The sequence below is a fragment of the Cellvibrio chitinivorans genome, assembly GCF_035117775.1.
GTDB lineage: Bacteria > Pseudomonadota > Gammaproteobacteria > Pseudomonadales > Cellvibrionaceae > Cellvibrio > Cellvibrio chitinivorans.
The window spans coordinates 226667-244414 of the sequence record NZ_JAYKKN010000004.1 but is presented as its reverse complement, the minus strand read 5'-3'; the positions used below and the strand labels follow the sequence as shown (position 1 = coordinate 244414).

The 17748-nt window shown below is 47.8% G+C and carries 16 protein-coding genes; 8 read left to right on the top strand and 8 right to left on the bottom strand.

Features of this window, described 5'->3' with window-relative positions; translation table 11 throughout:
* Positions 1-28: 28 nt before the first annotated feature.
* On the top strand, positions 29-238 hold the full coding sequence (locus tag SPL68_RS13025; protein ID WP_323815600.1) for a hypothetical protein: 210 nt from the start codon (positions 29-31) through the stop codon (positions 236-238).
* Positions 239-365: 127 nt separating this feature from the next.
* Here SPL68_RS13025 and SPL68_RS13020 read toward each other — a convergent pair whose 3' ends face one another.
* Together SPL68_RS13020 and SPL68_RS13015 are read right to left on the bottom strand one after the other, a co-directional pair.
* Positions 366-791, bottom strand: coding sequence for a type II toxin-antitoxin system death-on-curing family toxin (locus SPL68_RS13020; RefSeq protein WP_323815599.1), 426 nt, complete (start codon positions 789-791; stop codon positions 366-368).
* A gap of 9 nt (positions 792-800) precedes the next feature.
* Complete coding sequence (locus tag SPL68_RS13015) at positions 801-1022, bottom strand: AbrB/MazE/SpoVT family DNA-binding domain-containing protein (protein WP_323815598.1); 222 nt, start codon at positions 1020-1022, stop codon at positions 801-803.
* Positions 1023-1241: 219 nt separating this feature from the next.
* Between SPL68_RS13015 and SPL68_RS13010 the strand changes: the two genes are divergently transcribed.
* Positions 1242-3341 carry a TonB-dependent siderophore receptor gene (locus SPL68_RS13010; RefSeq protein ID WP_323815597.1) on the top strand — a complete coding sequence of 700 codons (2100 nt, stop codon included), beginning with the start codon at positions 1242-1244 and terminating at the stop codon, positions 3339-3341.
* 68 nt (positions 3342-3409) lie between these two features.
* Here SPL68_RS13010 and SPL68_RS13005 read toward each other — a convergent pair whose 3' ends face one another.
* On the bottom strand, positions 3410-4000 hold the full coding sequence (locus SPL68_RS13005; protein ID WP_323815596.1) for an outer membrane beta-barrel protein: 591 nt from the start codon (positions 3998-4000) through the stop codon (positions 3410-3412).
* A gap of 207 nt (positions 4001-4207) precedes the next feature.
* On the bottom strand, positions 4208-6412 hold the full coding sequence (locus SPL68_RS13000; protein WP_323815595.1) for a TonB-dependent siderophore receptor: 2205 nt from the start codon (positions 6410-6412) through the stop codon (positions 4208-4210).
* A gap of 283 nt (positions 6413-6695) precedes the next feature.
* Between SPL68_RS13000 and SPL68_RS12995 the strand changes: the two genes are divergently transcribed.
* From SPL68_RS12995 to SPL68_RS12985, 3 genes are read left to right on the top strand one after another with little or no spacing between them, the layout of a single operon-like run.
* Positions 6696-6950, top strand: coding sequence for a hypothetical protein (locus SPL68_RS12995; protein WP_323815594.1), 255 nt, complete (start codon positions 6696-6698; stop codon positions 6948-6950).
* The gene (locus tag SPL68_RS12990; protein ID WP_323815593.1) at positions 6947-7405 is read left to right on the top strand and encodes a hypothetical protein; all 459 of its coding nucleotides are present in this window, start codon (positions 6947-6949) and stop codon (positions 7403-7405) included. Before SPL68_RS12995 ends, SPL68_RS12990 begins: the two co-directional genes overlap by 4 nt.
* Before the next feature lie 22 nt (positions 7406-7427).
* Positions 7428-7688: a TonB-dependent receptor domain-containing protein gene (locus tag SPL68_RS12985; protein WP_323815592.1), complete on the top strand. Its 261-nt coding sequence runs from the start codon at positions 7428-7430 to the stop codon at positions 7686-7688.
* Positions 7689-7780: 92 nt separating this feature from the next.
* On the opposite strand, the gene rnk is transcribed toward SPL68_RS12985, so the two are convergent.
* Positions 7781-8167 carry a nucleoside diphosphate kinase regulator gene (gene rnk, locus SPL68_RS12980; protein ID WP_323815591.1) on the bottom strand — a complete coding sequence of 129 codons (387 nt, stop codon included), beginning with the start codon at positions 8165-8167 and terminating at the stop codon, positions 7781-7783.
* Positions 8168-8507: 340 nt separating this feature from the next.
* Here rnk and SPL68_RS12975 point away from each other — a divergent pair, with 340 nt between their 5' ends.
* Positions 8508-9263, top strand: a complete 756-nt coding sequence (locus SPL68_RS12975; protein ID WP_323815590.1) for a phytanoyl-CoA dioxygenase family protein — start codon at positions 8508-8510, stop codon at positions 9261-9263.
* Positions 9264-9486: 223 nt separating this feature from the next.
* On the top strand, positions 9487-10494 hold the full coding sequence (locus SPL68_RS12970; protein WP_323815589.1) for a glycoside hydrolase family 53 protein: 1008 nt from the start codon (positions 9487-9489) through the stop codon (positions 10492-10494).
* An 84-nt stretch (positions 10495-10578) separates the two neighbouring features.
* On the opposite strand, the gene SPL68_RS12965 is transcribed toward SPL68_RS12970, so the two are convergent.
* From SPL68_RS12965 to SPL68_RS12955, 3 genes are all read right to left on the bottom strand, one after another.
* Positions 10579-12927 (bottom strand): glycoside hydrolase family 2 protein, encoded by a 2349-nt coding sequence (locus SPL68_RS12965; protein WP_323815588.1) that lies wholly within the window; start codon positions 12925-12927, stop codon positions 10579-10581.
* A gap of 106 nt (positions 12928-13033) precedes the next feature.
* Positions 13034-14161, bottom strand: a complete 1128-nt coding sequence (locus tag SPL68_RS12960) for a glycoside hydrolase family 53 protein (RefSeq protein WP_323815587.1) — start codon at positions 14159-14161, stop codon at positions 13034-13036.
* Positions 14162-14250: 89 nt separating this feature from the next.
* Complete coding sequence (locus SPL68_RS12955) at positions 14251-16983, bottom strand: TonB-dependent receptor (protein ID WP_323815586.1); 2733 nt, start codon at positions 16981-16983, stop codon at positions 14251-14253.
* Between the two features lie 226 nt (positions 16984-17209).
* On the opposite strand from SPL68_RS12955, the gene SPL68_RS12950 reads away from it, so the two are divergent.
* Positions 17210-17704, top strand: coding sequence for a CinA family protein (locus SPL68_RS12950; RefSeq protein ID WP_323815585.1), 495 nt, complete (start codon positions 17210-17212; stop codon positions 17702-17704).
* Positions 17705-17748 lie beyond the last annotated feature (44 nt).

The window sequence follows — 17748 nt, the reverse complement described above, 5'->3', positions numbered from 1 at the left end:
TTTTTTGATCTCAATTCTAGGTTGCGTTTTGTTTTATTTAAGCTCACCGAATCAAGTGTTTTTAGCATCGCCTTTGTACCCAAAGGTTGCCCGACCGGCGGCTTGGGGTTTGTTGGTAATTGCGCAAGCTTTGTGGATGTATCAGTTGGACAGCAAAGCCGGATTTTTTGCGGCGTTAACCGTAGCGATGTTGTTGTTAGCGGTAATTCCGTTGTGCTTCTTTGGCGTTAAACGCTAAGGGCTGGTTGGGTTTGAGTGGCTGGACACTGATATTTGCGTATCCGCTGCTGGCGAAGAAAAATATCCCGATAAAAAAGTATCCTGATAAAAAATCAAAGGGCAGGGCGAGCGGGTTTTGCACCCGCTTAACCGTAATGCCCTTTGGGTTCCTGCACCTGTCCCGGCGGATCAATTTCGATACGCGCACGCAGCCAATCGGCAAAGTCTTTTTCTGATAATGAACCTTCGGCAAGGCCGATCATAGCGGCATATTTCTCTTCATCGCTTGCGATTAAATCGGCGTGATTGAGGCGTAAAAACACACGATAACAAACATGCGCAGTGCGTTTATTGCCATCAACAAATGGATGATTGCGCGCAAGGCCATAAGCCAAGCTGGCTACCAAATCGGCTAAATCCGGTGGTGGCTCACCATAGGTGTAAAGTTGCTGTGGGCGTGCTAAGGCCGAATCCAGCAAACCTTCATCGCGCACGCCGCTACCGCCGCCATGCTCTGCAAGCTGGCGATCATGAATTGCCAGCGCCAATGTTTTTGTCATCCAGACAATCATAATTCCTCCTTATTGCGCCAATTTATGCAGGACTTGGCGATCTTCACGCATGATTTGTTCAGCAACCTCCATCTGCTCCGCAAGGGTAGGGTCGAAGGTGGTGAGTTTGATGCCGTCCGGCGTTTCCAGCAGGTAGATATCATCGCCCTTGCCCAAGCGCAGGCGGGCAAGGATTTCTTTCGGCAGGATAACGCCAGCAGAATTTCCGATAGCGGTGATTTTAAGTTTCATAGCAGCTCCTGATGTTGTTATAACAAATGGTATAACGGTTAAATAATAACAGCAGATAAGCCAATGAAAAAGCCCTTGCTTAAGAGAATGGAAGGCGGTTTGGAAGTTAATTATTATTTGATATTGATTCGCATTTGCGTGGCATTTAAAATACGCTGCTTCTCATAATCAGGCTGATGTTAAAGCCAATTCGACCACACACACCTTCAGGAAATTCTTATGCGTAATCTATCGCGCAGCGTTTTGGCGCTGTCTGTCGCGGGCGTTATTTGGGGTTCTGGTGCCTACGCACAAACCAATTCTCAAGCCAATCAACAAGCGAATGACGCCAGCAAAGGCGAGGTGGAAACCACTTACGTTTACGGCGAGCCGGAAAAAACCAAAACGGCAACCAAGCTGAACCTGACAGTATTGGAAACACCGCAGATGGTATCGGTAATTTCCCGCGACCAGATCGAAGATTTCTCTCTACGCGAGATCAATTCCCTGTTGGCCTATGCCCCCGGTGTCACTGTTGAGCAAGTAGAAACTGGTCGTACCTATTACACTGCGCGCGGGTTCGACATAGTGAATTTCCAAGTCGATGGCATGGGTGTTCCCTTTGCCTATGGTCTCACCAGCGGCCACGATGACACCGCGCTCTACGAGCAGGTCGAAGTGGTAAAAGGCGCGACGGGTTTGATCACTGGCCTCGCCAACCCATCGGCCACCATCAACTATTTACGCAAACGCCCGACAGACGAACTTCAAGCTTCGGTATCTGGTTCGGCGGGGAGCTGGGATCTATACCGTATAGATGGCGACATTTCCGGTCCTATCGCGGGTGATGCACTAAAAGGCCGTTTGGTCGTGGCCAAGCAAGAAGGCGATTCCTATCTGGATCGCTATGGCAAAGACCTGAGTATTTTCTACGGCGTTTTGAGTGGCGACATCACCGACAGCACGCGTTTCACTCTTGGTCACAGCATCAACGACAGCAAAACCGACGGTAATACCTCTGGCGCTTTGCCGTTGTTTTATAGCGATGGCACTCAAACGGATTACGATGTTTCTACCAATACCGCGCCCGATTGGTCGTATCAGGATGTAAAACAAACCCGCAGCTTTGCCGAACTGGAGCAGGATTTGGGTGAGCGCTGGATGGCCAAAGCGGTATTCACGCGCAACAATCAGAAGGAGGAGTGGGAATCGTTTTATCTAGCTGGCGCACCAGATCCTATTACTGAGGTGGGGCTGTTAGGGCACGCCAGTTTCTACGAAACGGACGACACGGCAGAGATTGTCGATTTGTTTGTAAGTGGTACTTTCACGCTATGGGGCCAAGAGCATGAATTAGTCGCGGGTGTGAATTTGGCGGATGTCACTTTGAAAGGTCGCTCCGTTTATACCGATGAGTGGGTTTATGCCCCTGTTGGCGGTGACTGGGCAGAGGGCAATACCCCAAGACCGGATTTCGATGTTTACGATCCCGCCAACCAATCCACCGATGTTAGTCAACAGCAGGACTCTTATTACATCTCCACGCGTTTGAAACTCACCGACGAGTTAGCGGTTCTCTTGGGGGCGCGCACGGTGGATATCGAACAAGAAGGTCTGGCTTACGGCGCACCGCAAGCTACATCGGACGATGAAACTGTTCCTTATGTTGGCGTTACTTATGAAGTTATCCAAGGCACAGTGCTCTATGGCAGTTACAGCGAAGTATTTAACCCGCAAGCTTGGGTAGACACCAACTTATTGCCGCTGGGTGCAGTGCGCGGTGAAAGCACTGAATTCGGAGTTAAGCAGGAGTTGTTTGGCAGCGCGGTGCTGACGGTGGCGATGTTTGAATCGGCTCAAGAAAACTTCGGCGAATGGATTGGCCGTAATGAAGCGACTGGTTTGAATATGTATCGCGGCGTTGGCTTTGAAAGCGAAGGTTTTGAGGTCGAACTGGCCGGTGAAGTTGCGACTGGCTTAAACATCAGTGCCGGTTATACCCACGTGAGTGTTGAAGATGACAATGGCAATGACACGCGCCGTTTTATCCCCAAAGATCAGTTCAAACTGGCGACTGCCTATACTGTTTCAGCAGTTCCGGGTTTGCGTGTTGGTGCCGGTGTAAATTGGCAAAGCGAACTCTATTACGGCGATGCCAAAGTACAGGGTGACCTCGCACTGGTTGATCTGTTTGCCCAGTACGCTCTTACACAAAATCTGACCTTGGCGTTGAACCTGAATAACATCGGCGATGAAAAGTATTTGTTAAGTCCACAATGGGGACAAGCCAACTACGGCGCACCATTTAATGTGATGGGATCGGTGACTTGGCGTTATTGATTGTTGGTAGCTGCTAAAAACCAAAAAGCCCTACCAGATGGTAGGGCTAAGGTAAAAATTAACGCATATTAAAACTGGTAAGTTAAACCAATAGTGGTACTGCTTACGGTTAAATTTTCCCACTCCGCGTATTGGCTATATTCAGCGCGCAACGCAAAAGTAGGTGTAAAGGAATAGCTTAAGCCTGCGCCAAATACGGCTTTGTTTTTGGAGACAGATTCAGATTCAGATCCAGAAAAATCGCTGCCGTTAATCGATGCCTCATAACTAGACTTCAAATCCGCCTCCAAATTGGCCATACCAACACGGCCATAAAGGCTTGCTGCTTCACCAAGCGCGATTGAGCCTACAAGAGAGATTTGAAAGGCTGTTATGCCATTAGAAATTTTCGCCTCGATATAATCTCCGCCTCCAACATAGCCGGACTCTTCCCCTTTAATCTCACCTAAATCACGATAGGCCAGTTCAAGAGCAAAGTTATCGTTAAATTTGTATCCTCCACCGATGCTTATTGCATTGTCTGTTTTGTTAAACGTAAAGCCCTCGACATCAGCCTCCATCTTGCTTTGGCCGGCATCTGCCAACACATAGAAGTTTGATGCGAATGAGGGAATCGAAGCACCCATAAACACCGCTGCAGCAATAACTTGCTTTTTCATACAATCTCCATGAATAAAATTATTAGGCCACCTCCCAAGAAGCGGTGCGGCACTCTATCAAACTGAAATTGTGAAACCAATGGGTGAAATCAACGAGTTCGCGTATTTAAATAGCATCTATTGACGGATAGTTTTGCAAAGAAAAAGGCTCGCAATGGGCCTTTTTCTTTTGCTACAAACCTTATCGATTTTTACAGTGTCTCACTTTTACAGTTTCCATTTCAGCGTCAAAGAAACGCTTCTTGGTTCGCCGTAGTTGGCGTAATCGATATTGGCCCAATAGGTTTCATCGAACAGGTTCGTGGCGCTGAATGAGGCGCTCCAGTTATCGCTGAAATTCCAGGTCGCGTAGAGATTCGCGAGGAAATAAGCATCCTGCGTGAAGGTGGCATCGGTCAGGGTAGGGTGGGTTACGCCGTAGCCGATGGTTTCACTCTGCCAGTTAAAGCCGCCGCCTAATATCAACGGGTCAAGCGCACCGGAGAAGTTATAGTGAGTGGACAACTGCACCGAATGCTCTGGCAGGTTCGTCCAGATGCGGTCGTTGGTGTGACGGGTGGTATCGACGTAGGTGTAACCCGCGTTGATGATCCATTGGTCGGTGATATTGCCGCTGGCGCTTATCTCAATCCCTTCGCTTTCTGTACCGTTCACGCCGATATAGGCCGAGCTGCCATCGGATAAGGAGTTATCCGGTTGGGTCATATCGCGCACGGCGTAGTGGTCTTGTTTGGTTTTGAAAACAGCTGCCGATGCAGTGAGGCGCCCTTCAAAAAACTCACTTTTCACACCGATTTCAGCGTTGCTCCCCAGCACCGGTTCCAGCAGGTTTTCGTCTTTGTCTTTGTAGTTTTGCGGATTAAAAATATCCGTGTAGCTAGCATAGAGCGAGTAGTTTTGGTTGATGTCATAGACCAGACCAACGTAGGGCGTCAGTTCATCATTCGCTTCAAACGCGCCAGTATTGTTCACATAGGCACCAGAGGTGTTGTAGTTGTCTGTGCCTGTTTCCCACGACGTTACGCGCGCACCGACAATCGTAGAGAGTGAGTCGGTCAGACTAAAACGGTTGGCGACATAAACACCCAGTTGTTCGGTAGTGGCGATGCGATAAGCGCCAGTGCGGGAATAGGTGGGCATGGGCGCTTTGCCATCGTAGTTCCACGCGTCAGGTACTTGATACGACCAAGACGCGACCGAGGTGTAGCCGGGGGTAAAGGTTTCCAATTCATAACTATTGGCGCCAACGATTAGCGTATGTTCGCGCCCTAGCCATTGGTAATCGCCAGTGAGGGTGAAATCGATGCTGTCGCGGGTATCTTCACCAGCGCCTACACCGGCCAAGAGTCTAACGCCGGCGCCAGTCTCGCGGTCCGGAAATCCGTTTGCATATACGCGCAGGCTGAATACATCGCCTTCAGTGCGGCTGGCGGCAAGGCGCAGTTTCCAATTCTCATTAAAGTTGTGTTCAAGGTCAGTAAAGAGTGTGCTGGATTCGCGCTGCCATTGCGTCCACTCAGGCGCAAAGCTGGTGGATACCGGCATATTCGCTTTAGTGCCATCAGCTGCAAACAGTGGGATGGTTCCCCAAATCGTGCCTTTGGGGTCGTTGTCTTGATTTTGATAACCCACGGCGAGGGTAGTGTCTTCGCCAATGTCACCTTCGATGATACCCAACACCGCAGTTTTATCCTCTGTGTAGCGATCGCGGAAACTGTCGGAATCCTGCTTGACGACCACAAAGCGGCTGCGGATTTTCCCTTCAGCGGCCAAAGGCACAGATACATCTGCCACTGCGCGCTGGCGATCCCAAGAGCCGAGACTTGCTGAGACAGACGCATCCAGCGTTTCTGTTGGTCGTTTGCGAATCAAATTCACTGTGGCCGACGGTGTACCAACACCGGAAAGCAAACCATTGGCGCCGCGGATGACTTCAATGCGCTCGTAAAGTGCAGTGTCGTATTCCTGATTGGTTGAGCCGCTGTAGGTAGGAATGCCATCGACTTGGAAGTCAGTGATCTGAAAACCGCGCGAGAAGTACAGCGGGCGCTGGGAATCATAGAGAGTGACGTTTATACCGGTCACATTCATCATCAAATCATTCATGTCAGTCATCGAGGTCAACTCGATCATCTCTTGCGATATTTCGCTAACTGACTGCGGCAGCTCGCGCACTGTGAATGGAAGACGCGTGGTGTCGGCTTGTTCGAGGGCGCGACCATTAACCTGAACTTCCTCAAGGGTGCTATTGGTTTTAGTGCGTTTTGTATTCGGCTTTTTGGCCTCTTCAGCCAATGCACTTGCGGGAATACCAAGGCTCAAGGAGAGCACTGCTATAGCGAGTTTATTGCGACGTAATTGCTGTAGGTATGAGTAAGCGGAGGTGGGGGTAAGAAACAGACTGGATTTCATAATGGGTTTTTCTCTTGAGTGTATTTTCCTATCAAAAATAATTGCCACCATTAAATGATAATTATTCTCATGTGAATTGTATGGATAAGAGGGTTTTGGCGTCAAGGAGATATATTTGCGTTTGTTAATAATAGTTATTATTGTTTTAATTGATGTTGATTCTTATTAGTAGTAGGGTGCGCGCCATTCGTCCGTGACGTCTATTCCCTCATGAAAGGAGCTCCAAGGCAGGGATTTTTACCGCTATCGCACATCTCTTATAAATCAGTTAGGACACACACCTATGTTTACTCCAAAACCTCTTGCGTTGGTGATCGGCGCGCTTTGCGGCTTTGCTTTTTCTGTGGCTGCTGTTGCTGCGGACTCAACCCAAACCGCTGCTAAAACCAGTAAGAAAACCACCAAGGTCAATAGCTCATCGGTTGAAGAAGTCATCGTAAAAGGCACCTACACCACGCGCTCCATGAACGGTGCGACCGGTATCGATATGAGCCTGCGCGAAACGCCGCAAACCGTGACCATCATGACGGCGCATTGAATGAAGAAGGCAGTGTGCGTGGCCGCTTTATTGGCACCTATCTCAATGGCGATTCCTACATCGACCGCTACTCACGCGAAAAGTCTTTGGTGTACGGCATTGTTGATGTCGATCTGACTGAACGCACGCTATTTACCTTGGCGGTGGATAACGCCGAGATTCACTCCAACGGCGTATACAACTGGAACTCCAACCCTGCGTTTTATACCGATGGTTCGCTGATCGATCACGATATTTCCTACTCAACCGGTCAGGACTGGTCGTACCGCGACATCAAACAATGGAGTGTTATGCCAGAGATAAAACACACTTTCGATAGTGGTTGGACGCTCCGCAGTGCGTATCGCTACTCCGAGGCGACTCAGGATGTCAGCAACCCAAGTTTGGGTTCTTATGTTGATAAAGCGACGGGTAACTTTGTTGATCCTTGGGCGATACCTTACTCAAGCATTTGATGGTTTGACGTTAGGCGGCAGTGTGCGTTGGCAAAATGATACCTACTACGATGTAAGCATCAATGCCTCAATTAGCTCTACGGGCGACACTATTAAGGTGCAACAAAAACAACCAGCGTATTGGTTGGTGGATGTAATGGCGCGTTACGAATTCAGCGATGCGCTTGCCGTAACCCTGAACGTCGATAACCTGTTCGACGAGTTCTACAACCGCTCCATGTGGGGATACTCGGATTTCGGCGAGCCGCGCAGCGCGACAGTAGGTGTGAAATACAAGTTCTAACAATTGATTTTTATTTTTTGAATGCAAAAAACCGATCAGTTTTGCGCTGATCGGTTTTTTTATTTGTTTGTAAAAATATTTGCGTGCAGAAATTATTGCGGCGGTTGTACGCCTGTCACTTTTAGTCGACGAACTTTTCCTTGCGGTACCGGCCAATCAATCTCGCCGCCCACGCGCAAACCAATTAATGCGCTACCTACTGGCGATAACACAGAGATTTTCATCTCCGCCACATTGGCTTCTTCCGGGTACACCAGGCTCACGGTATTTTCTTCGTTTGAATCTAAATCAATAAACGTCACTGTTGAACCCATAGAGACTGCATCTATTGGAGTCTCTTGTGTTTTTACCAAATCAGGACGACCCAATTCTTCATCTAGCGCATCAGCGGCAGGCGTATCATAACGTTCAATCAGTTTGATCAGTTGTTGATAGTCGGCAGTTGAAATCAGTAATGAGTTAGCTTTTTTTGCGCGCATGGTTTTCTCCAAAAAATGACGTGAAGGAATAAACAAAAATGCTTATTCCAAATGAATTAAATTGAATTGTGTTTAGTAGAAAAAGAGCTGGGGGTGGGCGATTAAGCGATAAAAACTTAATCGCCAAAAATGCCGAAGGCGCGAATGGAAACACTTTCCTGCGCGCGCGGAGACATATTCGCAAAGGTTTGCGAAGCAGTCGGGTGGCTGATGTTTGAGAAGGTAATCATGGCCAAACCATAGCACTCCGATTGATTAACTTGCAAGCCGCTTTATAATGCGCCGCTGCCTGCCTTTGCACTCGTTGCTTATCTGGTCTCCCATCTACTGGTTTCCACAAATGCTGACTCCTGAACAAATCGCCGACTTCCAAACTTTTGGATATATCGTCTTGCCGGGCTTTTCGTCTACGCAATTCTGCGATGATGTTGTCGCATTCGCGAAACAGGAGCTTGCGCAGCAGGTGATGCCGATTGAATTTGAGGCGGATACCCAATACCCCGGCGCGCCTAGATCACGCACAGCAGAAGGCGGCGCGACTGCACGCCGGTTGCTGATGGCATCTGCCCGTCATCCTATGTTGCTGGATTGGGCGACTACCGGCGAACTCAACCGAGTTTTGCATCAGTTATTGGGCGCTGAGGTTTTGCTATCGCAAGCGCATCACAACTGCATCATGACCAAACAGCCTGCTTATTCGAGTGTGACTGGCTGGCACCGCGACAGCCGCTACTGGCATTTTGCGCGGGCGGATTTGGTTTCTGCCTGGCTGGCATTGGGGGATGAACAAATCGAAAACGGCTGCTTGCTGGTATTGCCCGGTTCCCATCGCTGGACGATAGCAGCCGATCAGTTAGATGAGCGTCTATTTTTGCGTACTGATCTGGATAAAAATCAGCCCTTGCTTGCGCAGACCAAGGCCGTGCCCCTAATGCAAGGCGATTTGCTGTTATTTCACAGTAACCTGTTCCATGCTGCTGGCCGCAACACCACTGAAAAGACCAAGTTTTCAATGGTGTTTACCTATAGATCTGCCGATAACCTTCCCAAAGCAGGCTCTCGCTCTGCATCAATACCAGAACTTTTGCTCGCATAAATCCTCTGTTTCTCGTAAATCCTCTACTCCTTATTAACCGCTAGGACGCCAACAAAATTGGCATCCGGTTCACTGTTGCCTTCTTGTTATAAATTATTATTTATCGTATAAATAATACGTGATGTGCAGTTTACTCACAAAACTGCTATTTCTCGTCCGTGCGATTCCTCTATCGCCACAGAAATAGTGAGAGATCCCCTAAATAACAATAATGGTGAATATCATGAAACTAACGAAACTGGCGTTATCCGCCTGTATGGCTACAGCTCTAACTTTCCCTGCCGTATCCAGTTTTGCTGCTCCGCTTAAAGGTGCAGACGTCAGTTGGATGTCGGAAATCGAAGCCAACGGTATTAGCTTTTACAACCGAAGCGGCATAAAGAAAGACATTTTGGCGATTATGAAAGAGCAGGGCATGACTGCCGTGCGTTTGCGTGTGTGGGTGAATCCTGCAGATGGTTGGTACAACAGCACGCAAGATGTGGTCGCCAAAGCCAAGCGCGCTAAAGCCGCTGGAATGAAAGTGATGATCGACTTCCACTACAGCGATAGCTGGGCAGACCCTGGTCAACAAACCAAACCTGCCGCTTGGAAAAACTATAGCTTTCAGCAATTGATGGATGCGGTGTGGAACTCAACGATTTATACCTTGCAAGCAGTGAAAGACGCTGGCGTTACTGTGGATTGGGTTCAAGTCGGTAACGAAACCAATAACGGTATGTTGTGGGGCGATGGCCAAGCATCTACCAATATGAAAAATTACGCATGGCTTACCAACACCGGCTATAACGCGGCTAAATCTATTTACCCGAACAGTAAAGTCGTTGTGCATTTGGCTAACTGCCATGACAACGCCAGCTTCCGTTGGATTTTTGATGGCCTGCGTGCGAATGGCGGAAAATTTGATGTGATTGCCGCATCGTCTTATCCAACCAACGCGACAGGTTACACTTGGCAAAATGCCAACACCGCCTGTTTAAATAATTTGAACGATATGGTGTCGCGTTACGCTGTGCCGGTAATGATTTCTGAAATCGGTGTACCTTGGGATCATTCACAAGCGCAAACCATTGTGAAAGATATGATTACCAAACTCGGACAAGTAAGTGGTAGCAAAGGACTTGCAATTTTTTATTGGGAGCCGGAGGCGCGCCCGGGTTGGAAAGGTTATACCTTGGGGGCGATGGATAATAACGGCAAGGCCACTGCTGTGTGGGATGCGTTTAAATAAATAATTTTTTGATGTTGTTAGTGATGAAAAAATGGCGCTGCCCGAGAAGCAGCGCCATTTTTATTTGTGCAGTTAATTTGATGATTATTTGATGTTCAAGCTTGTACCTTGCAATTCACTGCTGGCAGCGCTGATGCTGAGATTTTCCAGTGAATCGCCAACTTCAATCAGTGCAGTTGCAATTCCGCCACTGGTATTAACCTCGGCAGGGCTGATGAGTTTTGCTGAGCCGTTAAGGCTAAAAGTAACTGAAACATTATTTGCGTTCACTTTATTGCCGTTTGCATCGAGCAATTGGGCATAGACAAAAACGGCATCTTTAACACCCGCTTGTGGTGCTTTGCCGCTGGTATCTAATGACAATTGCAGGCTGGCTGCTGCACCAGCGGTTACAACTTTGTGTTCAGCAACTGTTTTGCCATCTATATAAGCAACAGCTTTTAATTCGCCAACTTCAAACTTTTCCACTGTAAAAGTAAATGGAGGATGCTTCAGGTTTTTGCTATTGGCATCTGTATCGGGAGTTTGTTTGGCGATAACTTTTCCATTAAGCATTAACTCAACTTCATCGGCGTTGCTGAATACGCGTACGTTTAATGCGGATTTTTCATTCCATTCACTGGCGATAAATACCATAGGGCCAGATGCAAACTTGTCGGAAACTTCACTGGCGTCACGCTGACTTTGGTAGAAGTAATAGCTGTATTTAGGCAAACGCTCGATACTCATAATGCCCGAGCTTTCCAAATCTGGTGCGTAGCCGCGGTTGTAATCAAACATTACCCAATAACCATCGGCAAATGCAGGTGTATTGAGGTTATCGTTATGTGCTTCTTGCAGGTTGGCGGCTTGTTGCAATAAGCGAGTTTCGCCATCGCTTAATAATTGGCGGCTGGAGCGATCCGCTTGCATTAAATCAGCCCACGCGGTTTGGTTTAAACCGGCGTTCATTGCATAGTATTCCCAATCGCCGTACTCACTCACGTTGTAGGGTTTGCTCGGTTCATTGTAATGCTCCAAGCGATGCTGACGCGCTTGCAAGTAAATATCGTAACCATATTCCTGCCAGCCAGCAGACATTGCACCCGGATATTCTTCATCGATAATTTTGGTGAGTGAGTCGATAAACGGCTCGCTCATCCAGGATTCATTCAGCGAACATTCCCATGCCATAACCGATGCGTGGTTGCGGTCGCGACGAATTAAATCGCGACAGGTTTGTTGGATTTGCGCTTGGAATGCAGGATCTTCAGAAAAATATTGCCAGCCTAAAATAGAATCCAACAACACCAAGCCTAATTCATCGGCAGCAGCCATAAACGCAGGTGAGTGTGGGTAGTGCGAGAGGCGCACATAATCAAAACCAGCGGATTTGATTTTCACTGCATCGCGATAATCTGCTGCATCAGATGTTGCGTAGCCAACATAAGGATATTCCTGATGGCGATTTACACCGCGCAAAAAGGTTTTTTCACCATTGATAAACAATTGATTGTCTACCCATTTGAATTCGCGAATGCCGATGCGCGTCGTTTGCTCATCGACTAATGCTTCGCCGTCATAAACACGAGTGCTTAGTTGATACAAATTAGGTGCTTTGGGTGACCATAAGCGTGGTTGGTTTACCGCTAATTCGATGCTGTTTTCTGCATCAGATTTTCCGGCGATAGCTTGCGCATCACTGGTTTTTTCAGCAATAACCTTATCGCCATCGATAAGTTTTTGTTCAACGCGGAAATTTTTGGAATCAGCGCTTGCATTAAACACATGAGTATTAATTTTAATGTTTGCTTGCTCTTTGCTTACCGCAGGGTAGGTAACAAAAATGCCGCCGCTCGCAGTTTTTCCTGCGGCAACAGCGTCGGTGATGTGCAGATCATTATTAATTTGCAAATGCACATGGCGATAAATGCCGCCGTAGGTATTAAAGTCCAAATCTTTTAATGGTTTTGGGCCGGTGATGGGGTTGTCGCGGTTATCCAAACGCACCATCAATTCATTGGCTTTATCCCAGTGTAATTTCTCGGTCAGGTTGACTGTGAAGGGTAAATAGCCGCCGACATGGGTAGTGAGCTTTTCACCATTGAGCCAAACCTCGGCCACATTCATTGCCGCTTCAAATTTCAGTGCGATCTGTTTGCCTTTCCAGCTTGCATCGGTAGTGATGGTTTTTTTGTACCAAGCATCGCCTTGGAACTGATCATTCACAACCAGTGGTTCGATTTTGGGAGTGTGGGGAATCTGAATAGCTTCCCACTCGCTGTGCTGTTGCGCGCTGGTGATGTCCAGTACGTCCGCACTGCGGAAAAACTGCCAGTCTTTATCGTACAGCGAATCATTAATTAGGGTGATGCTCTCTTGCTGTTTGGGCGAGCAAGCGGCGATAAAGCCGCACAGTGCTAAGGTGCAGAGTTGGAATTTTTTGTTCTTCATAATTTTTCTCACTATATATTTTATCACTCGTCGATCTTATTGGATGGTTTGCATTCGTTTATTGGGTGGGCTGTTCCGTAAATTATTCCGTAAATTGCTCCGTGAATTATTCCGTAGCTTGTCCTGTATAGTCCGCTGAAAAAAATAAAAACGCGGGCAGGGCATTGTTGCGGCGTGTAGCATCAAAAAAGCTGGCGTTTTCCCAGTGTGATCCACGCCCCCAAAGAGTTTTGCAGCGGGTGCTTACCCATGCGGGTTCCCAGTAGATAACGCCCAAGCCACCAGCGGCTTTAACTAGTTGCGTCAAGGTTAGTAAATAAAGTAATTGCCCTTTCGCTGTTGCAGGATAGTCGGGTTGCACGGCTTTTTTGCCTAGCACATTACCTGCTTTATCAAAATTTTTGAGCGTCCAAGGATAAGCGGTTTCTACAATCATTACGTCTTTTTGATACGAGCTTTTCAATTCTTTAATTGCGTCAGGAACATAAGCTAATTGATAGGTTGACCACTGGGGATAATAGGAAAGCCCGATAATATCAAAATCGGTTACGCCATTTTCTTTCGCTTGTTTAAACCAGATCAGTGCGTTTTCCGGCTGTGCAATGTGCAGCACAATTTGAATCGGTTTATTGGTTTTTTTACTGTAATCGCGTACCGCTTTAATTCCGCTATTTAACAATTGTGCATTGCGCTTCCAGTTGGGAATGCCGTGAACAATCGTTTTTTCTTGCTGCAAGATTTCAATATTGGTTTCATTGCCAACTTGTACCATGTCGGGCAGCAAGTTTTTGGCATCGAGCTTGGCAAGTGTGTCGGTGGTGTAATCGTAGAGTGCCTGAGCGAGTTCATCGGTATCGGTAATGTGTGCCCAAGCTTTTGGTATAAATTGTTTTTCCGGGTCTGTCCATGTATCGGAATAATGAAAATCCAGTAAGGTTTTCATGTTGTTGTCTTTGGCGCGTTGCAGGGTTTTGCTAACGTCATCAAAGTCGGAGTATTTTGTCCAGTCGGCGTCATGCCATAAACGCACGCGTACTAAATCGGAGCCTTTGTCGGCGAAGAGTGTAAAAGGATCTTGTTTTTTACCTTGGTCGTAATAGGTTGCTCCGCAATCCTCCATTTCATTGACATAAGATAAATCGGCGCCGACGTAAAAAGGTTTTTCTGCTGTTGCTGCGGTAGCCCAAGTGTTCCAGCTACCACAACAAAGAATCAATAGCAGTATTTTTTTCATTATATTTTTTCCAAAAAAACACGGCTGCCGAGGCAGCCGTCCAAGGGGATTACTTCATGAACAAAACAGCGGGCTAATCATGTAAAAAATTACAGTTTCCAGTTCAAACCAACAGAGTAACGAGTGCCGAACTCTTCATACTTGTTGATGTGATTTGGATTGTTGGATTCCAAACCGTAAGTCTTGTAAGGCTCGTTGGTCAGGTTTTGCACCTGGAAGTACACTTTGTAATGATCGTCAAAGTTATAGGAAAGGCTCAGATCCCAGTAACCTTCAGAATCGTTCATACCTTCTTCGCCCATCACCAAGTTGATATCGCGTTGGAATTCGCTGCGATAGCTGTAAGAAGTGCGCGCTTCAAAACCGTTCAGCGCATACCAGAGGGTGAAGTTGGCAACGTCTTCCGACAAACCAGTCAAGCCTGCTTTGTAGTTGCTGTACAGCGGTACAAACTGCTCAACGTTGGATTCGTTGTGCGAGTAGTTGGTGTAAATACCTAAACCATTAAACGGCGCAGGCAAGAAATCAAATGATTGCTGCCATAATAATTCGTAGCCGCGAATGTAGCCGCCAGTACCGTTGATTGGACGTGACACTTGATACTCAACACCGTTACTAACAACCGTTTCTGCATCGGCAGCGCGAGCGATAAAGCTTTCCAAGTCTTTGTAGAACACAGCAGCAGAAATCTGTGAGCCTTCCGAGTAGTACCACTCGTAAGACACGTCAAATTGATCGGCGCGGAATGGATCAAGTTTCGGGTTGCCGGATGTAGATTCGCCTGGGTTTGAACCCCACAAATCCTGATTCAAATTGAGGCTTGGGCTCATCATATTTACTGGTGCGCGTGCCATGGTTTTCGCAGCGGCAAAACGCAGCAACTGATCCTCGGTTAAACCAAGAGTCCAGTTGGTGCTTGGCAGAACATCGTTGTAGTTGTGATCAATAGAAACTGGTTCAACAACGTCAACTGAGCCTGTCATCACCCAGTTACCCGAGCCAGCGGGAATTTCTTCCCAAACTTCTTGGGTAACACCTTGCTGATAACCGCTGGATGTTGTTTCCGTTCTAACGTTGCGTACACCCAAATTACCAGTCAATGGCAAACCAAATACTTCGGTTCCCATATCCAGTTGAATGTATTGCGCGCTGATGTCTTCGCTTACATCCCAGCTGGATACCAAATCATCCGCATCGCCCGGAGTAGGATTTTCCAATCCACCGAAATAGCTATTGATAATCGCATTGCGGTCGAGGCTCATGTAATCGGGCAAGTCGCTCCAATAGCTATCGCTTTTTGCATCGAGAATCATGTCTGCAGGAATTGCAGTGCCTGCGTTTTGCGTAACACTTTGAGTCCAGATTTGACCATGTTCGTATTTGTCGCGGCTGGAAAATGCAGCGCCGAATTTCACTGCTTGGACGAAGCCGTTATCGAAATCGCGAGTGAAGTCTAATCTGAAGGAGTTAACCTCATCGCCGCCTTCAGCCTGAGGTTGTACCTGGATTTGGTTGACGATGTTGGTGCTGGTGTCGGTCAAGGATGCATCCAGCAATTCAAATGTCATGCGGCCATCTTTGGTCGCGCCAAAAGTAGCGCGACCGGGCGCGGTGCTTTCGGTACGTATTGATGCCCAACGTTTGTCGCGGCTGGTTTCAGAGATGGCCGCATCTGCGGCGATAGTCCACAAATCCTGCGTCCATTTTACGTTGATGCCGTGGCTCATGAGCTCGTCATCTTGTACGTACTCTTCGTTCAGGTTGCGCAGTGAGCTGAGATTAACTGTGCCTGAGAGTAAATCTACCGCACCTGCACCGAGGTCATCGTTGGTATAGCCAGTTGGGATGGTTTCACCCAAGTCCCATTGGTCTGCATAAGCATTGGAAATGCCGAAATCGAAGCCGCGTTGTTGTTCGGAGATATCAAAGGAAGACCAGAAACCGTCATAGCTGATTTCCAGATTGTCATTGACTTGCCATTGGATAGCGCCCATCACACCGTGACGCTCATCTTCACCGCCGCGAACCAAGGCAGAACCACCCCAAGGGGCGATTACGTTAGCGCCGAGTTCATCGTTCCATTGGGAGTTGTGCCAAGTGTCGCCATAGTTCCAGAGTTCGGCGCGCTGTGTTGCGATAGCTTCTGAACGGCCTGAATAACCAATGGCTACGCCTAGCGTGTCATCGAGAAATTGGTCGATATAAGAAATGCTGATGCGTTGGCCGATGCCGCTGTTGGATGCATCATCTATATCCTGACCCAACTCAGACGCGGTTGCGCGCAGGTCAACAACGACTTGGGTTGAGTCGTAGTCGAGCGGTTTGATGGTATCCAAGTTGATGGTGCCGGATACGCCGCCTTCGGGGATCCACGCTTGCGGTGTTTTGTATACTTGTGCAGCGTTAATCAATTCCGATGGGAACTGGTCGTAACGGATATTGCGAGTCTCTTCCAGAATCGCCACTTCACGGCCATTCAAGGTAGTGAAACCCAACATGCCGCCCATGCCGCGGATGGAAATCTGGCTGCCGTTACCGCGGTCGCGGTCTTGCGCCAAGCCGGGTAAGCGTTTTAATGAATCGCTGATAGATACATCGGGCAATTGGCCGATGTCTTCCGCCGAAATAGCTTCTACTACGCTCGCTGCATTACGTTTGATCTCGGCGGCAGATTGTAGACTTTTCAAGAATTTGCCAGTTACTACAACTTCTTCGACAGTATCGTCTGAAGCTGCATCTTGGGCGTTAGCTAAAGAAGTAAATAAGCTGACGGCCAGAAACAGGGTGGTGTGAGCAAATTTTGCTGATGCGTGGTATCTCATGTGCGTTCCTCTCTCTTTATTGATTGTTATATAAATCATATTTATAGGTTTAATTTTTGCGCATCCGTAAAAAAGTGTCAAGCAGCAAGTCATAATGTCTAACTATATGATTATTGATTACATAGATCGATTTATAGCGATGTATCCATCAATTCTATGTGTGGCGACAGGGCTCCTTTACACTCGCAGGATTGGGTGGCTGATGTGAAAAAGCGAGGATGAGTATATGGATGATCATTTGTATCAACTAAGCCGGCAATTAGGGGAACGGCTGCTGGCGTGTAATTGGCGTATCGCCACAGCAGAATCCTGTACTGGTGGTGGGGTTGCAGCGGCTATCACTGCAATTGCTGGCAGTTCAGCTTGGTTCGAGTATGGCGTGGTGAGCTATGCAAATGCAGCCAAGCAAAAGCTATTAGGTGTTTCGGGTGAATCACTTGCGAACGAAGGAGCGGTGAGCGAGCGAGTAGTGATCGAAATGGTAAGTGGTGCGCTTTTGCTTTCGGGGGCAGATATCGCGATTGCCGTCAGTGGTATCGCTGGGCCAAGCGGTGGTTCGCCTGAAAAACCGGTAGGTAGTGTCTGGTTTGCGTGGGGCAGGGCAGGAGGAGATATAAAAACTGAGTTAAAGCACTTTCCTGGGGATAGGCAAAGTGTGCAGCTGCAAGCAGTGCTCTGGGCGCTGGAGGGTTGTTTGAATATGGTTGCGGCAAAAAATTAATCGACTGAATGTGGAATTCAGTAGCCAAAAATTGAGCCTAATTC